This window comes from Campylobacter concisus, assembly GCF_002913225.1.
GTDB classification, from domain to species: domain Bacteria; phylum Campylobacterota; class Campylobacteria; order Campylobacterales; family Campylobacteraceae; genus Campylobacter_A; species Campylobacter_A concisus_J.
Genome location: NZ_PPAW01000011.1, coordinates 87925 through 102065, shown reverse-complemented (window position 1 = coordinate 102065; position 14141 = coordinate 87925). Strand labels below are relative to the sequence as shown.

General features: G+C 40.1%; 22 protein-coding genes. 5 read left to right on the top strand and 17 right to left on the bottom strand.

The window, feature by feature from the left end; genetic code table 11:
- Positions 1–314 precede the first annotated feature (314 nt).
- Positions 315–896 carry a YbaK/EbsC family protein gene (locus CYP26_RS01505; protein WP_103630108.1) on the bottom strand — a complete coding sequence of 194 codons (582 nt, stop codon included), beginning with the start codon at positions 894–896 and terminating at the stop codon, positions 315–317.
- A 63-nt stretch (positions 897–959) separates the two neighbouring features.
- Here CYP26_RS01505 and ung point away from each other — a divergent pair, with 63 nt between their 5' ends.
- Entirely contained in the window at positions 960–1652 is a 693-nt protein-coding gene (ung, locus tag CYP26_RS01500) for a uracil-DNA glycosylase (protein WP_103630107.1), read from the top strand.
- Position 1653: 1 nt separating this feature from the next.
- On the opposite strand, the gene CYP26_RS01495 is transcribed toward ung, so the two are convergent.
- Entirely contained in the window at positions 1654–1947 is a 294-nt protein-coding gene (locus CYP26_RS01495) for a hypothetical protein (protein WP_103630106.1), read from the bottom strand.
- 79 nt (positions 1948–2026) lie between these two features.
- Here CYP26_RS01495 and CYP26_RS01490 point away from each other — a divergent pair, with 79 nt between their 5' ends.
- From CYP26_RS01490 to CYP26_RS01475, 4 genes are all read left to right on the top strand, one after another.
- Positions 2027–2557: a pyridoxamine 5'-phosphate oxidase family protein gene (locus CYP26_RS01490; RefSeq protein WP_103630105.1), complete on the top strand. Its 531-nt coding sequence runs from the start codon at positions 2027–2029 to the stop codon at positions 2555–2557.
- A 20-nt stretch (positions 2558–2577) separates the two neighbouring features.
- A complete protein-coding gene (locus CYP26_RS01485; protein ID WP_258031364.1) occupies positions 2578–3744 on the top strand; it encodes a replication-associated recombination protein A in 1167 nt (388 codons plus the stop codon).
- Positions 3714–4301, top strand: a complete 588-nt coding sequence (locus CYP26_RS01480; protein WP_181000838.1) for a hypothetical protein — start codon at positions 3714–3716, stop codon at positions 4299–4301. The genes CYP26_RS01485 and CYP26_RS01480 overlap by 31 nt, the downstream gene beginning before the upstream one ends.
- 88 nt (positions 4302–4389) lie before the next feature.
- Entirely contained in the window at positions 4390–5808 is a 1419-nt protein-coding gene (locus tag CYP26_RS01475) for an alanine/glycine:cation symporter family protein (RefSeq protein ID WP_103630103.1), read from the top strand.
- A gap of 49 nt (positions 5809–5857) precedes the next feature.
- On the opposite strand, the gene CYP26_RS01470 is transcribed toward CYP26_RS01475, so the two are convergent.
- The 15 genes from CYP26_RS01470 to CYP26_RS01410 all read right to left on the bottom strand — a co-directional run bounded on the left by CYP26_RS01470 (position 5858) and on the right by CYP26_RS01410 (position 14140).
- Entirely contained in the window at positions 5858–6265 is a 408-nt protein-coding gene (locus CYP26_RS01470; RefSeq protein WP_103630102.1) for a hypothetical protein, read from the bottom strand.
- A gap of 236 nt (positions 6266–6501) precedes the next feature.
- Complete coding sequence (locus tag CYP26_RS01465; RefSeq protein WP_103630101.1) at positions 6502–8394, bottom strand: hypothetical protein; 1893 nt, start codon at positions 8392–8394, stop codon at positions 6502–6504.
- Entirely contained in the window at positions 8391–9041 is a 651-nt protein-coding gene (locus tag CYP26_RS01460; protein ID WP_103630100.1) for a hypothetical protein, read from the bottom strand. The genes CYP26_RS01465 and CYP26_RS01460 overlap by 4 nt, the downstream gene beginning before the upstream one ends.
- Entirely contained in the window at positions 9031–9297 is a 267-nt protein-coding gene (locus tag CYP26_RS01455; RefSeq protein ID WP_103630099.1) for a hypothetical protein, read from the bottom strand. Before CYP26_RS01455 ends, CYP26_RS01460 begins: the two co-directional genes overlap by 11 nt.
- Positions 9297–9848: a putative peptidoglycan-binding domain-containing protein gene (locus CYP26_RS01450; RefSeq protein ID WP_103630098.1), complete on the bottom strand. Its 552-nt coding sequence runs from the start codon at positions 9846–9848 to the stop codon at positions 9297–9299. Before CYP26_RS01450 ends, CYP26_RS01455 begins: the two co-directional genes overlap by 1 nt.
- The gene (locus CYP26_RS01445; protein WP_103630097.1) at positions 9845–10213 is read right to left on the bottom strand and encodes a hypothetical protein; all 369 of its coding nucleotides are present in this window, start codon (positions 10211–10213) and stop codon (positions 9845–9847) included. The genes CYP26_RS01450 and CYP26_RS01445 overlap by 4 nt, the downstream gene beginning before the upstream one ends.
- Before the next feature lie 97 nt (positions 10214–10310).
- Complete coding sequence (locus CYP26_RS01440; protein ID WP_103630096.1) at positions 10311–10559, bottom strand: hypothetical protein; 249 nt, start codon at positions 10557–10559, stop codon at positions 10311–10313.
- A complete protein-coding gene (locus CYP26_RS01435; RefSeq protein WP_103630095.1) occupies positions 10540–10890 on the bottom strand; it encodes a hypothetical protein in 351 nt (116 codons plus the stop codon). Before CYP26_RS01435 ends, CYP26_RS01440 begins: the two co-directional genes overlap by 20 nt.
- Positions 10880–11512 carry a DUF7338 family protein gene (locus CYP26_RS01430; RefSeq protein ID WP_103630094.1) on the bottom strand — a complete coding sequence of 211 codons (633 nt, stop codon included), beginning with the start codon at positions 11510–11512 and terminating at the stop codon, positions 10880–10882. The genes CYP26_RS01435 and CYP26_RS01430 overlap by 11 nt, the downstream gene beginning before the upstream one ends.
- Positions 11509–11652, bottom strand: coding sequence for a hypothetical protein (locus CYP26_RS10220; RefSeq protein WP_181000837.1), 144 nt, complete (start codon positions 11650–11652; stop codon positions 11509–11511). Before CYP26_RS10220 ends, CYP26_RS01430 begins: the two co-directional genes overlap by 4 nt.
- A complete protein-coding gene (locus CYP26_RS01425) occupies positions 11649–11909 on the bottom strand; it encodes a hypothetical protein (RefSeq protein WP_103630093.1) in 261 nt (86 codons plus the stop codon). Before CYP26_RS01425 ends, CYP26_RS10220 begins: the two co-directional genes overlap by 4 nt.
- The gene (locus CYP26_RS01420; protein WP_103630092.1) at positions 11906–12184 is read right to left on the bottom strand and encodes a hypothetical protein; all 279 of its coding nucleotides are present in this window, start codon (positions 12182–12184) and stop codon (positions 11906–11908) included. Before CYP26_RS01420 ends, CYP26_RS01425 begins: the two co-directional genes overlap by 4 nt.
- 12 nt (positions 12185–12196) lie before the next feature.
- Positions 12197–13642 carry a hypothetical protein gene (locus CYP26_RS01415; RefSeq protein ID WP_103630091.1) on the bottom strand — a complete coding sequence of 482 codons (1446 nt, stop codon included), beginning with the start codon at positions 13640–13642 and terminating at the stop codon, positions 12197–12199.
- Positions 13636–13770 carry a hypothetical protein gene (locus CYP26_RS10400; RefSeq protein ID WP_258031362.1) on the bottom strand — a complete coding sequence of 45 codons (135 nt, stop codon included), beginning with the start codon at positions 13768–13770 and terminating at the stop codon, positions 13636–13638. Before CYP26_RS10400 ends, CYP26_RS01415 begins: the two co-directional genes overlap by 7 nt.
- Positions 13757–14140, bottom strand: a complete 384-nt coding sequence (locus CYP26_RS01410; protein WP_103630090.1) for a hypothetical protein — start codon at positions 14138–14140, stop codon at positions 13757–13759. Before CYP26_RS01410 ends, CYP26_RS10400 begins: the two co-directional genes overlap by 14 nt.
- Position 14141 lies beyond the last annotated feature (1 nt).

Genomic DNA, 14141 nt, shown 5'->3' with positions numbered 1-14141 from the left:
CTTTTTTACGATAAAAGAACAATTAAGGATTTTATCGAAATGGGCTTTAAGCTAAACTTAATAATTGCTAAGCAAATTTTTATAAATTCTTTTTAAATTTAATGAAATTTGAGCCAAAATTTTTGGATTTTAAAATATATTTTTTTATATATAAATATAAATATCCCTAAAATATGCATATTTTTATCAATATAATTTATTATACTTTAAGATTATCCTTGATAATATTTGCCATTGAAATGAATTTAGCAATTTCTCGTCTTTGCATTACTTAAATTCATTTTTCTCCCGACAAATTTAGTGCTAGGAAGTGGTTAGCCTAGCACTTTTTCTTTTGCAAATTTAACAAATACCGGCTTTACTATCCTGGCGTAGTCTTTTGCGTTTAAGATGAGCGATCTATCAAGAAGCCCCGCATTAAAGGCGATCTCCTCGTTTCGCTCTAGCAAACTCTCATCCACGACAAGGTGCAAATTTTTATGAAAGCTAAATGGCGGAACCGAGCCAAAAACGCAATCAGCAAGCGCTGTAACCTCCTCTGGACTAGCAAGGCTTGCTCTTTTACCGTCAAATTTTTGCGTAAGCGCGTCAAGATCAGCCTGCTCGTCAGCTGGCAAGACCGCGAGCAAGTAAATTTTACCAGCCTTCATCGCTGGCTTTTCGTCATCTAGCAAGTAGCCATCTAGCACATTTTCATCTTTAAAAATTTCTCTAAATTTAGCTTCATCAACGCCCTTTATAGAGCATACCAGCGCCTTTGCGCCCTGACTCATCTTCGTGCCCCTTATCTTCGCAACCTCCTCTGAAGTCCTCGCGCTCTCATGCTCTATCACTCTAAATTTAGCCCCATTTTTACTAAGAAGCTCATGGATTTTATTAAAAATTTGCTCTGACACAGCTCTTTCCTTTGGATAAATTTAGTTAAAATTATACCGCTAAAACCAAAAAAGGGCAGGAAAATGCAGATAAATTTAGATGACGTAAAGATCGAGCCAAGCTGGAAAGAGGTGCTAAAAGATGAGTTTTTGAGCGAAAATTTCGCACGCATCAAAGAGAATTTCTTAAAAGCAAAGAGCGCTGGCGTCGTCTATCCACCAAGCGGGCTTATATTTAACGCATTTAATTTAACGCCATTTCACGCCGTAAAGGTCGTCATCCTAGGCCAAGACCCATATCACGGCGCAAATCAAGCCATGGGGCTAAGCTTTTCAGTGCCTAGTGGTGTGAGAGTGCCGCCAAGTCTTGTGAATATCTATAAAGAAATTTACGCCGATCTTGGCATAAAAGAGCCAAATAGCGGCGATCTTACAAAGTGGGCAAAGCAAGGCGTGTTGCTTTTAAACTCGACTTTAAGCGTAAGTGCTGGGCTTGCAAATTCTCACGCTAGCTTTGGCTGGCAGGGCTTTACAGACGCCGTCATAAGAAAGATAAGTGAAAATTTACAAAACGTAGTTTTTATGCTCTGGGGCAACCCAGCAAAGGCAAAAGCACCACTAATAGATGCCAGCAAGCACCTCATCTTAGAAGCAGCCCATCCAAGTCCGCTAGCTCGTGGGGCGTTTTTTGGTTGCAGACACTTTTCAAAGGCAAATATCTACCTAGCAAACCACGGCAAAACGCCCATAGAGTGGGACCTAAACGCTCAAATTTGAGCTATTTTTTAAGCTCACTAAGAAGTTTATTTACCTTTTCTAGCTCGCTTTTGCAAAATTTCTCATCGTTATTTTGCATTATCATCGCCTCTTGGCCGCTTTGTCTTTGCTTAAACTCATCAAATTTAAGCTCAAAAAGCCTTAGCGCCTTCTCATCACCTGCAAGCTTCTTGCTCTCTTTGGCGTAAAGCTCGTCAAGATAGAGCCTACTTTGTTTGACATACTCCTTGCAAACCTCGCTTGCACCAAATAAATTTACGCCCAGAAAAAGGGCAAAAATGGCAATTTTTTTCATATTTTTCCTTGAAATTTTTGCGTTATACTAGCCTTTAAGCACTTAAATTTTAAAATATTTTGCAAAAAAAGGATGAAAAATGAGGCGAAAAGATAGAGAGCTTAGTCGTGAAGAGGCGCTTGAGATCATCGATAACTGCGAATACGGCGTGATCTCATGCGTGGATGATGAGGGAGAAATTTTTAGCGTGCCGATCTCGCCTGTTAGAGTTGGTGAGAGCATTTTTATCCACGGAGCTACCGCTGGCTGTAAGGCAAAACTGCTTCAAAATGGGCGAAAAGTGGAGTTTGTCTGCGTGAGCTTTAACAAAGTCCCACACCTAAATGATAGCGAGCTAGAGGCGATAAAGGACGACGGCAAGGCGCTTGGCGGCAAGGTCTTTACGACTGAGTATAAAAGCGCCATCGCAAAAACAAGAGCCTACGAAGTGAAAGATGAAGCCAAAAGATATAAAATTTTAAAAATTCTCAGCCAAAAATACACCGCCTACGCAATGAGCACTTTTGACGTGGCGGCCGAGTATGGGCTAAAGATCATGAAAATTTATGAGCTAAAGATAGAGAGTCTTAGCGCAAAAGCCAAAATTTTACCAAAAGCGGCAAAGGAGTAAATTTGAGCTCACTTGCACTGATGTTTAGACCAAAAAACTTGGATGAAATTTGCGGTCAAAAGGCGGTTAAAGCAGCCTTTTTAAAATTTATAGCCACAAGCAAGATACCGCACTCCATATTTTATGGTCCAGCAGGCTGTGGCAAGACGAGCTTTGCAAGGGCAGTGGCAAGCGGGGCAAACTACGACTTTTACGAGTTTGACGGCGGAAATTTAAAGATAGATGACTTTCGCAAAATTTTAAAAAACTACGAAAACGCCCTAAACAAGCCACTCTTTTTCATAGACGAGATCCACAGGCTTAGCAAAACCCAGCAAGAAGCGCTACTCATCCCCATGGAAAACTACAAAGCCCTAGTCATCGGCGCTAGCACGGAAAATCCCTTTTTCACGCTAAGCTCAGGCATAAGAAGCCGCTCGATGCTCTTTGAGTTTAGACCGCTTAGCAGTGGCGATTTTGAGGAGCTTCTTGGCAAGATAAGAGAGCAAATTTCATTTAGCATTGACGAGGAGGCAAAGGAGTATCTCTTTAAAAGTAGCGGCGGTGACGCAAGAGCTATGCTAAATTTACTCGAATTTGCCGTTACACTTGATGAAAATGTGAGCTTAGAAAATTTAAAAACACTTCGCCAAAACGCCCTAAAAGAAGGGGCAAAAGAGGACGACACGCACTACGAGCTAGCAAGTGCTTTTATAAAAAGCCTGCGTGGAAGCGACGAAAACGCCGTCATTTACTACCTTGCAAGGCTCATAGACTCAGGCGAGAGCGCGGACTTCATCGCAAGACGCATGGCGATATTTGCCAGCGAAGACATCGGCAACGCAAACCCAAATGCGCTAAATTTAGCCGCCAGCACGCTAAGCATCGTAAAAGAGATAGGCTTCCCAGAGGCTAGGATCATACTGGCTCAGTGCGCCGTCTATCTAACCAGCTCACCAAAGTCAAATTCTAGCTACAACGCGATAAATGCCGCCCTAAGATACGTGCAAAGCGAAGAAATTTTAAAGATCCCGCCATATCTAAAAAATCACACAAAAGAGAGCAAAGACTACCTTTATCCGCATGATTTTGGCGGCTGGGTCGAGCAAAAATACCTAGAAAAACCGCTCGTTTTTTACAAAAGCAAGGGCATAGGCTTTGAAAAAACGCTAAATGAGTGGCTAGAAAAGATAAGGTCAAAGGGCTAAATTTAGGCTTTACTCTTTTTGAAATTTTAAAAGGTAAGCGCATGAACGAGCAAAATTTAGAATATATCGCAAATTTAAAGATAAAAGATGTGCCGTGGGAGAGGCTAAGCTGTAGTTACGGCACGGCGGAGCTTTTTGTGCAAATTTTAAACACACTTGCAAAGGCTGTAAAAAAGAGCAAATTTGATGAAAATGAGCTTGGCGAGCTACTTGATGAAATCTTTGGTGAGTGTGAATATCAAGAGACATTTTGGCACGCAACGCCATTTGCGCTAGTCTTTTTAGTGCGAATTTATAAAAGTGCGCTAGACGAAAAAGGCGAGGCAGCTAAATTTATCTCACGTAAGCTTGAAGTCTTTTTTAAATTTATGCTTGAAATTTGCGAGAAAGTAGAGCAGATGGAGCATGCAAAGCCGCTTGCAAAGATGAAGCAAATGCTAGAGCCAAAGTATCTTGATATCATCGAACAAGATGAACTAAACTATGACGATAGGCTATTTTACAGCTTTTACTACTATTCAAGCATGGTTTTGCAGGGCGCTTTTGTAAAAATTTAGCTTGGCCATGATTTTTTAGTAGTTAATTTAAATTTTATATTTTTTCAAATATACTTCTCAAATACAAATCAATCACGAGAGTTAAAAAATGCCTACAAATTTTGCTGAAATTTTAAATAACTGCGTTGAAAGTATAAATTCATTTCTTTGGGGTCCATACTTCCTTATCGCCCTACTTTGCGGCACTGGACTATTTTTCACCATTAGACTTGGCTTTGTTCAAATTTTTAAATTTAAGATGGGTTTAGGCGAACTTTTTGGGAATTTCTCGCTTCACGGCGAGGCTGCTGGCAAGGCTGGTATGAGCTCATTTCAAGCAGTCGCAACGGCGATCGCAGCGCAAGTTGGCACTGGCAACCTAGTAGGTGCGACGACTGCGCTTATCATGGGCGGTCCTGGAGCCATATTTTGGATGTGGTGCGCAGCCTTTTTAGGCATGGCTACAAATTTTGCTGAAATTTGCCTCGCTCAAATTTACCGCACTAAAGACGACAGCGGCCACACAATAGGCGGCCCAGCGTTTTATATAAGCCGCGGATTAAAGGGCAAATGGGCGAAATTTCTAGCTGGATTTTTCGCTATCGCTATCATCATCGCACTTGGCTTTATCGGCAACATGGTTCAAGCAAACTCCATATCAGACGGCTTTAGCGGCGCTTTTGGCATACCGCAGTGGCTAACAGGGGCATTTTTGGCTCTCATTTGCGCGCTAATTTTCATAGGTGGCGTAAAAGCGATCGCAAGGGTCGCTGAAAAGATCGTGCCGCTAATGGCGCTACTTTACATCATCGTTGGCGTGGTTATCATCGCCTTAAATTTTCACCAAATCCCAGAGGCGATCTCACTAATCTTTAGAGCTGCATTTGATCCTTCGGCTGCTTGGGGCGGCGCAACTGGCGCTAGCATCGCAGCTGCTATGAGATACGGCATCGCAAGGGGACTTTTTAGCAACGAAGCTGGCATGGGCTCTACTCCGCACGCACACGCTGCTGCAAACGTCAAACACCCAGTCGATCAAGCTGTCCTTGGCATAATGAGCGTCTTTATAGACACCTTTGTCATCCTAAATATAACCGTTTTTGTGGTGCTAACCGCAAACGTTATCAGCTTTGAAAACGGCAAGGCAGTCTTTACTGGCATCACCTTGGTGCAAGAGGCGTTTTCATCGCATATATTTGGCAAAACTGGCGGCTATAGCTTCGTGGCGATCTGCCTATTTTTCTTCGCATTTACGACGATCATTGGCTGGTACTACTTCGCCGAGATCAACGTGCGCTACCTTTTTGGCGCAAAGGCGGTTAAAATTTTTAAAATTTTAGTTGTCGTTTTTGTCTTTTTGGGCAGCTTGCAAAAGGTCGATTTTGTCTGGAGTTTAGCTGATATGTTTAACGGCCTTATGGTCGTGCCAAATTTGATCGCCATTATCCTTCTAAGCCCAGTCGTGGCTAAACTTTTAAAAGATCACGATGCTGGCAAAGAGTACGACGCAAAAGAGTATTTGAAGTAAATTTATCTCTCTAAAAGAGCCATCTTTTGTTTTACGCTAGTAAGAAATTTCAATAGTACTTTGTCTTTTTTAGTTTAAACACAAGATAGGAAAAAAGAATCAAAGTTAAATTTACACAAATTCCAAAAGCACTTTGAGTAATTAGCACTAAACCTATCATTTCAGGAAAAAAACTCATTACAGCCATAGCCACTACAAATAATAAATTTACATCCAGTGATTGATTTATAGAGATTTTTAGGCTATCTATTATTTTTTTATCTACGCAAGTAATAAACTCATACATTCTTAACATTTTTATCCCAAAATGAAGACCCAGACGATATGAAAACAACATTATTAAGAGAAATATAAAAACGTTTGGTACGTTTAATGCCAATGGCAAAAACGCTAATGTCAAATAGGTGCAATATGTTTTTAGTGAGTATTTTGGCTCAAAGTGGGTTAAATACTGCAAATTTAGCTCCTTGCTAAAACTAATAATACATCTTGTATCGTTGTTTTGCTGCAAAATTATTATATGAATTGTTTTTAAATGCTTACAGAAACTGAAAATGATTGAAAATAAATGGTGGCCCCGAATGATACCAAAAAAACCTTTATATAGCCCTATAAATAAATACTTTAGATTTTTTAGTTATACATTTTTTTATACATTTTTGGTTTTAAACACGCTTTTTATTTTACAAAAAATTATCTTCGTCCGTTTTTGTTGGCTTGTCTTTCTCTACTTCTTGCACTTCTACCCCCAGCTCTACTATTTGAGCTTGAAGAGCTAGAGCCGTGTTTTTCTCTTTGCCTTTCTCGGCTAGCAGCACTACGCCCACCTGCTTGTTTTTTATTTCCACCCCAAGAGCTATGTCCGCCATTAAAGGCTTTTCCTGCGGCAGCGCTAAGCCCAGCTCCACTTAAATTACCAAAACCTCCATTATAGTGAGAATGTGTATCTGAAAAGCCGCCCCAACCCCCATCAAAACCACTATAACCACCTCTGCCATTGCCGTCACTTCCTCTATTTTTGCTAGCGGCAGCTTCTGCTGCTTTTTGTTTTTCGATAGCCGTTTTTGCGGCAGCAAGGGCAGCCGCTACTTTTGAAGCAAGCCCATAGTCTATTTTAGCCCCACCAAAGCCAACCAAACCCATTGCCTCTACCATATTGCCTGCTGGAGTATTTGAAAAACTAAAATTTCCGTTTTTATCAACCGACACTCCAAGCCCATTGCCGCCATTTCTCATTATTGATGCAAGTTTTGTGGCAGTTTTTGCCCACTCATTTGAGCCAGTATATGTGTTTTCCCTAGCTGTTGTGCTAGCGTTAGCGTGATCACTTTCTGACGCTCCAGCTGGTGCGATATTAAAAGCATTCAAATCAAAAGCTACTACTTTATCAAGCAATGATTTTGTTATCTGCTGTGTCGCACTAAATGCCACATCTGATAATGTTGTGTTAAACCCTGCATTTTGTAGTGATGTGCGAGTGTTTATCTCATAGTTTAGTCTGCCTAGGCTATCCATACGCATATTTGTCATTAGTGAGCTTTGCGACCTTATGCTGTCTAGTTTATTGCGTGCGAAATTTTGCATTGCTGCTCTTGCTGGATCAAGGCTAGTTAGCGTTTTTGTACCAGGTCTGCCATGTAGTGCATCATCAAAGTTTTGCTCCATTTTGTATCCGTATAATTGTTTGCCAACCCTTACGCCAGTTACGTTGCCGTTGTAGTCAGTTTGTCCTATCACTGTATCAGGTATGCCAAACCACCCGCTAAACGTATCTTGCATAAACTCGCCAAAACTCATAGGGCGATCATAAAACGCTGTGTTGCCTACTACTGCGTTTAGATCGCCACCAAAACCAAAACTATTATCAAGCCCTACCGCCATTTCAAAGACTTCAGTTACAAGGGCGTTAATCAGCCCAGCTATCGGAGCTACACCAAGTGGAGATATAGTTGTGCCAAGTGCTGAAAGTGTGTTTTGGATAGCAACTGAGGTTAGCGTGCTTTTCATATTTTGATACATCGCCTCGGCTACGTTCATCGCGTTAAAGCGTCCATTTACGATGCCATCATATAGCATACCAGCCAAAGCTTGACCTACTACGCCACCATACATTCTGCCGACGTCCTCGGCTAGATTTTCAGCATAGCTGTCGTTTCTTAGCTCACTTACAAACTCTTTTAGGCTTGTGTAGTCTCCTCTTTGCAAACTAGCAAAGCCGTTGCCGTCTATTCTGCCAAAGCGATTATCTCTGTTTGAGTTTTTAGGAGTAGAGAATTTTATTTTAGATACTACTTCTACGCCGTCCAAGAGCAAATTTATACTCGTATCATAGTCAGGTTGATTTATGGCGATTACCATCGGCATTAGCACGTATTCGGCAAAGTCTTCATTTAACCCAACTATTGCGCCGCTTAAGTTGCCAGCTTGTGCGATAAAAAAGCTCCTTAAATCAGGCGAAGGTGTGTTAAAAGCAGAGTAGCCAAGACTACCTGCTTGGTAAAAATCAAACTGGCCACCAGCCATAAACTCATAGTCGTCGCCAGTGTCCGAGTTTGTTAAATTTAGTATATCACTTAAGCCGATCATTTCTTTGTCATTGTGAAGTTTTTGATTTTATCGACCGTTATATCACCTGCAATAAAAGCATGTATCAAATCAAATAGGTATCTTATCATGTCAGACGGTACTAATAACCCGCCATTTTGGTTTTCTGGGATAAAGTTTCCAATCACTGACATTGATTTGATTATCCTATTGTCGATTACTTGCCTATCTACTGCACGTTGTTGGCTCTCTGCTAGCGCTTGCTCTTTTGCAAGTTTTGTTATCTGCGCTCTTAAAAGGTTATTTTGCTCTTTTAGGTTTTCTAGTTTGCCAGCTGCTTGAACCTCTAGCTCATCATTTTTTAGTTTGGTGTTTCTTGTTTGCTCTTTTATGCCCTCAATGTTTGCATCCATTGCAGCTGCTTGCTTTTCAAGGTTTTTAAGTGATAGTTCAAAGCTCAAATCCTGCTGTGTTAGCTCCAGCCCAGTTTGCATCGCTGTGATAGTAAATTGTGTTGTAATAAGGGGGAGCATTTGAGAAAGCACGTTTATTCTGTGCTGGTTTGGTATCTCGTATTTCTCAAAACAATCATCAAGATATTTTAGGGTTTCTTGGTATGGTGTATCAGCACCAATGCTTAATTTTAACAGTTCTCTCGTTCTTTCTAAATATGCGTTTTTAAAGTCCATTGTCTTTTCTCTCCAGTCTAGTTACTTTCATTCTCTGTAAATTTAGGTCTGTTTTTATGTCACCTATGGCCGTTTTTAGCCCATTTGTTTCTATTGCACCAACTCTTGAACTAAGCGAGTTAATGGCGTTGTTTAAATCGCCTGCTAAGCTTCTTAGCGCCCTATCTTCACTTTCAAGGCTACTGATCTTATTTATAATTGTTTGTAGTTGTATTTTGATTTCGTCGATCTCGTCGCCAAAATTTCTTTCAGCCATTACACACTCCTCGCTCTATTCTCCCAACCTCGCTCATATACGCCAAGGCGTGGGTTTTTTCTTATTAAATTTCGATAATAGGCGATCTCTGCCCTATCAAAATCACTATCAAATGCCACCGTATCATAAGCATTTAGCGCTTTTAGTGTATTTGCCCCCATTATGCCGTCGATTGTAAGCCCTAGCATATTTTGAAGCACACGCACGGCACTTTTTACTCCTACATTGACTGCAAAACAAAAAAGCTCATTTGCTTTTAGCTGGCTATTGGCATCATCTAGGCATAGAGCGTCCCAGTATGTTTTCTTGTAAAAACTTGCCACTAAATTTACAAGTGCATCGTCGTTGTATAGAGCTACGCTAGCCTTTTTAAGATCACCGTATGCGTTGATTGCCGCCCTAACTTGTCCCCAGCCTTTCCAGCTTGGGTTTGCCACTTCATAGATACCCATAAAAGTTAGTCCATTTTCTGTTGGATTTTTATGTAGGGCATTTTCAGGGCGACTAAATTCTAAGTTCATTAAAATGTTAAAAGCTTGTGTATAGTTCATTTTTCATCTCCTATATCGTAGTCACGAGGGGGTCTTGGTGTATAGTCATAGTTGTTGTTGCTGAAGTTGTCTATCTTTTTGTCTATTGCTTTGTCGATCACTGCACTAACCCAAGCTGTGCCTCTCCACGCAAAAAAGCCGCCAACTGCGAGGCTAAAGCTACCTTTCCCAGTGAAATAAAAAGCAGTCTCATAGGCTACCCAGCATATAAAATTCGAGCTAATAGTCCCAACAAAAAAATTTATGATAGCCTTACTATCGCTTGCTACCTTGGCGTTACCCCCTGCAATGCTTAACACACCACCCACAAAGCCAACTATTATCACCCAAAAATAAAAGCCTAGCCTATCCATTAAGTCATCCATTATCCACCCCTTTTTTTAAAATTTATAGGTAAAAACATACATTATTAGGACGGATAATATTATTTCTACTACAACCATCTTATTTAGCCAAAAGGCTTTAGTTTTCTTTATTATTCGTTCCATTTACACACCCTTTTAAAAGTTCTTCACACGTCAAAAAATAGCCCATTAGATCCTTTGCACTTTCTAAATTTTCAGGGCTAAATTTTGGCTTTGTTGGCATCTCTTTTATGCACGCAATAGGTACATATACATCTTGATATTGTGTTTTAACAATTACTTCAGGCTTTGAGCTGCACCCAGCCATAAAAAACGCCATCAATAGGCTACTTATTATTAGCTTCATTTAGTAGCCTTTCGTAAAAGTTTAGTTTTTCCTCGCAGGCGGCATCTTTGATAGGCACTGCCACACGCTCAACCCTTGTTACAACACGCTCTTTTATCTTAGCCTCGTCTTGTTTTGGCACGCTTAGAGCTTTTAGGCTTACATTTATAAGCTCTATCTTTGCTTTGCAAGTATCAAGATCGGCTTTCATTACTGCGTTATTTGACTCTTTTTGTGCTATCTTTCTGGTTAGCTCGTCGATTTTCCCCGCTGCGTTGTTATTTAGCCAATAAAGCACGCCAACTACAAAACTCAAAAATAAGATAGCCCCTATATAAAATTTATCGCTCATTTTGTACCCTTTTAAATGGGTTTATACACCACACCGTTTTTAAAAAAGCCTTATCGTCTGGCTGCATAAATGTATCTTTGTTGTGTTCGTTCATCTCTGCCACGTCCATAAGCTTCCAGCCTATGTAAATACGACAATAAAAGCCACTTAAAAAGCCCTTATAGCGGATAGTTTTATAAAGTCCAAAACGTGAGCGTCCGTCTTTCAGCTTTAGCGTTACTTTGCAAAAGTCGCTTATTGCTCCGCCGTTGCTCGTGACTTTGATATTGCCTTGCACTCTTACGCTTGATGGTTCTATCTCGCTCACTTTTACGCCATTTACACGGCTTGAAAAGTAGCCTATGCGGTTTCTATATAGCCACCTAAGACGTGCAAAATACGTCCTATTTTTGCCATTTGGATAGTGTTCTTTTCTCCAGCCACTATCGCCGTTTATGGCTGAATTTATGCCGTCGTAGTAGTCGCTTGCGTCCTCAAAGTATCGCGCCCACTTTGGTAAGCGCTCGCTTTGCTTGTTGCAAAACGCTAGAGCGATCGGCACTACTATATAGCCAAGTATCTCGAGCGGTAGCTCAATAGCTATAATGCAAAAGAGTTGCAAAAGCTCTTTAAATTTAATCACCCCTCATCCTTGTTGTCTTTTGGTTTTTCTTGATCTTTTTCTTTATATTTAGGGCTTTTAGGGCATCCGTCCCAAGTGCAGTTACCTTCTTTGTCAAGTTTTGACGCACAAATTTTGCACCTTTTAATTTTTGCTCTCATTTGTTCTCCTTTGGTCTAGTTTTGACTATGTCAGTAAATTCATCACCGCCCAGATACCAAAACGGCTTTTGTCCGTCTGGGTATTGCATTTTGGCGAAGTCATCTGGATGTGTCGCCAAATGGCTAAACACTCTTAAAATGTTCGTCATATTTGAGTTATCCCACTGGTCGCATTTTCTAGCACGTAAAAAGATCACGATAGGACACAATAAAATCCCAACTATTAGTGACAATACACAGATGATTACATAACTCATTTTAGCTCCTCTCTTTGAGCGATTAGCTCTTTATATTCGCTTCTTAGATTTTCAAGCACTTTATCGTTGCCTATGATTAGAGCGTGGCGGATATAGTCCTCACACTCTTTTATATCACGCTCAAGCTCTGCTAGCTCCTCGGCTTGCTCGTTTGCTTCAGCGTGCAAAATCTCATTTAGCTGGGCTTTATCTATGGGCGTCAAGCCATCTTGCAAAGGTTTTTCGTTGCCCTCATAGGCATAAACTTCTTTATTTTCATCTATGTAGTATTTCATTTTTTGTCCTTTCTATCTGAGTTCTGCCCATAGTTTGTAGTTAGGGTTAAAAACATCACTAAAACTTCGCCTAGAACTGCCACCATTGCCATAATATGCTTCAGCTCTATATGTTGCCTTTGGTGGCACTATAAAGCTTATGGATGTTTCAGCTGAGACATCAAGCTCTTGCATGTATATCCTTGCACCATTTACGAAAATGAATAGATCCCCCTCTATACGTGGCTCTCCTGAAATCATTACCATTATGGGCTTATCGCTTGTATTTGTATATGTGATGTTTGTATCTCTTGAGGATGTCACATCACTCCAAGATTGAGCTACGCCAAGAGCTGGCGGTGTATGGCTTTGCACGAAATCTACCAGTGCTTTTTCGGTTACTGTTGCGTCCTCTGCTTTGGATGTTACGCTGTTTTTAAGCTTTGTGATGCCTGCCTTTGTTTCGGTGGCAAGTTCTGGCAAATCGTCTTTTAAGGCAAATTTCTCATCACTTTCCTCTTTGGTGTATGCGTCGATTTTTGGCAGTTGTTCGATAGGGATTTTGCCTAAGTTATTAAGCGTAGCTACTCCATTAGCAACCCCTTTTAGGTTAGAGCTTATCTTAGTTCCCAAACTATTTGAGAGACTATTTAGCCCTTGATTTAAAGAGCCTTTTACTCGCTCTACATTTTGATTTAGGGTGTCAAACTTGATTTGGCTATCCCTTTTTAGCTCAAAGACATCAGCCTTCTTACCATTAAGTGTGGTAGCATCTATATCAGGAAGGATTTCGGCCTTTATCTTGCCATTTTCTAGTGAAACATATTTGTTTTTCTCACTAGCATCTAATTTTTCTACAAGCAAGTTATTAATTTTTGTACTTGAATAGGTTGCTGTGGTACTTGCACTATTATCATTTATCAACCCAGTCGTGCTTATATTTTCAAGTGATCTTTTTAACTCAAGTAGTTTTGCTTTTAGAGCATCTAGCTCATCAAATTTAGCTTGTGAGTTTGCGATCGTATTAAGTGCCGCTTGCGTTCTTTGCTCTATTGGTTTAATAGTTTCTAGGACATTTTTTGCTTCAGCTAAAAGCGCACTTACGCTATTTATTTTTTCTACATTACTGGCGATAAATGCAAAGTTGTTTAGCGCAGTATTATTCTTACTATCAAAATCTGCCTTTTTCTCGTCAAAGTCTGCCTTATCGTTTCTAAAAGCATTCATATTGGTATCAAAATTTTGTTTTTTCTCGTCAAAATCTGATTTTTTTAGGCTTAAATCAGAGTTTATTGTTTCAACCGCATTTTTAACATCTTGCAAAGTCGCTATTTGCTCTTTTGTTAGAGTGTTCGCGTCTTTTATTTCGCTTATATTTATTTGGCTTATTGCTGTTTCTAGCTCAGTTATTTGAGAGAGCAAGAATTTTAATGCTTCTAGTGTTCTATTGCCGAGTTTTAGTTCTTCTATCGTTACCATTTTTTAGCCTTTATAGTTTCTTTAGCTTTTTTTAGTTTTTCAGCTAGTTCTGTAAAAAAACGCAAAAGGTCTATCTTGCTTAAATCCCTTGCGTTTTCTAAAACTCTTATTAGTTCATAGTCTGTCATAGTCGCTCATTTCGTTTGCGTTATAGTCCGCAATTATTTCAAGTGCTAGTGTGCGATAGTAGGTGTCTTTGTTAATTAAAAAAGCTACATAGTTAATCACTGCATAACTCAAAGCTTCATCTATTTGTAAATGCTCTTTTGGATCACTAAAATTTGGCACGTCTGGCACGCAAATGAAAGTTTGTTTATCAATATTTCTATAAGGCCTTTCTTCACTCCCAAAATGCCTTAGTAAAATAGTAGGTACGCACTTATCGCAGCAAAAAAGCATAGCCTCTAAGAATAACGAGCCAAGCATATCATCAGCAGGGAGCTTAACCCCTGCTGTCGTTTTAAAGCTCAAATGTTTTTTGGCTTCAGTGCAAAGCATT

Excerpts from the sequence above, each read along its gene's own strand:
- CYP26_RS01420 (WP_103630092.1), bottom strand. The coding sequence starts at position 12,184 with ATGAAATACTACATAGATGAAAATAAAGAAGTTTATGCCTATGAGGGC.
- CYP26_RS01465 (WP_103630101.1), bottom strand. The coding sequence starts at position 8,394 with ATGATCGGCTTAAGTGATATACTAAATTTAACAAACTCGGACACTGGC.
- CYP26_RS10400 (WP_258031362.1), bottom strand. The coding sequence starts at position 13,770 with ATGACAGACTATGAACTAATAAGAGTTTTAGAAAACGCAAGGGATTTA.
- CYP26_RS01495 (WP_103630106.1), bottom strand. The coding sequence starts at position 1,947 with ATGAAAAAAATTGCCATTTTTGCCCTTTTTCTGGGCGTAAATTTATTT.
- CYP26_RS10220 (WP_181000837.1), bottom strand. The coding sequence starts at position 11,652 with ATGAGAGCAAAAATTAAAAGGTGCAAAATTTGTGCGTCAAAACTTGAC.
- CYP26_RS01425 (WP_103630093.1), bottom strand. The coding sequence starts at position 11,909 with ATGAGTTATGTAATCATCTGTGTATTGTCACTAATAGTTGGGATTTTA.
- CYP26_RS01445 (WP_103630097.1), bottom strand. The coding sequence starts at position 10,213 with ATGGATGACTTAATGGATAGGCTAGGCTTTTATTTTTGGGTGATAATA.
- CYP26_RS01485 (WP_258031364.1), top strand. The coding sequence starts at position 2,578 with ATGTTTAGACCAAAAAACTTGGATGAAATTTGCGGTCAAAAGGCGGTT.
- CYP26_RS01415 (WP_103630091.1), bottom strand. The coding sequence starts at position 13,642 with ATGGTAACGATAGAAGAACTAAAACTCGGCAATAGAACACTAGAAGCA.
- CYP26_RS01455 (WP_103630099.1), bottom strand. The coding sequence starts at position 9,297 with ATGGCTGAAAGAAATTTTGGCGACGAGATCGACGAAATCAAAATACAA.
- CYP26_RS01460 (WP_103630100.1), bottom strand. The coding sequence starts at position 9,041 with ATGGACTTTAAAAACGCATATTTAGAAAGAACGAGAGAACTGTTAAAA.
- CYP26_RS01450 (WP_103630098.1), bottom strand. The coding sequence starts at position 9,848 with ATGAACTATACACAAGCTTTTAACATTTTAATGAACTTAGAATTTAGT.
- CYP26_RS01490 (WP_103630105.1), top strand. The coding sequence starts at position 2,027 with ATGAGGCGAAAAGATAGAGAGCTTAGTCGTGAAGAGGCGCTTGAGATC.
- CYP26_RS01410 (WP_103630090.1), bottom strand. The coding sequence starts at position 14,140 with ATGCTTTGCACTGAAGCCAAAAAACATTTGAGCTTTAAAACGACAGCA.
- CYP26_RS01440 (WP_103630096.1), bottom strand. The coding sequence starts at position 10,559 with ATGAAGCTAATAATAAGTAGCCTATTGATGGCGTTTTTTATGGCTGGG.
- CYP26_RS01435 (WP_103630095.1), bottom strand. The coding sequence starts at position 10,890 with ATGAGCGATAAATTTTATATAGGGGCTATCTTATTTTTGAGTTTTGTA.
- ung (WP_103630107.1), top strand. The coding sequence starts at position 960 with ATGCAGATAAATTTAGATGACGTAAAGATCGAGCCAAGCTGGAAAGAG.
- CYP26_RS01475 (WP_103630103.1), top strand. The coding sequence starts at position 4,390 with ATGCCTACAAATTTTGCTGAAATTTTAAATAACTGCGTTGAAAGTATA.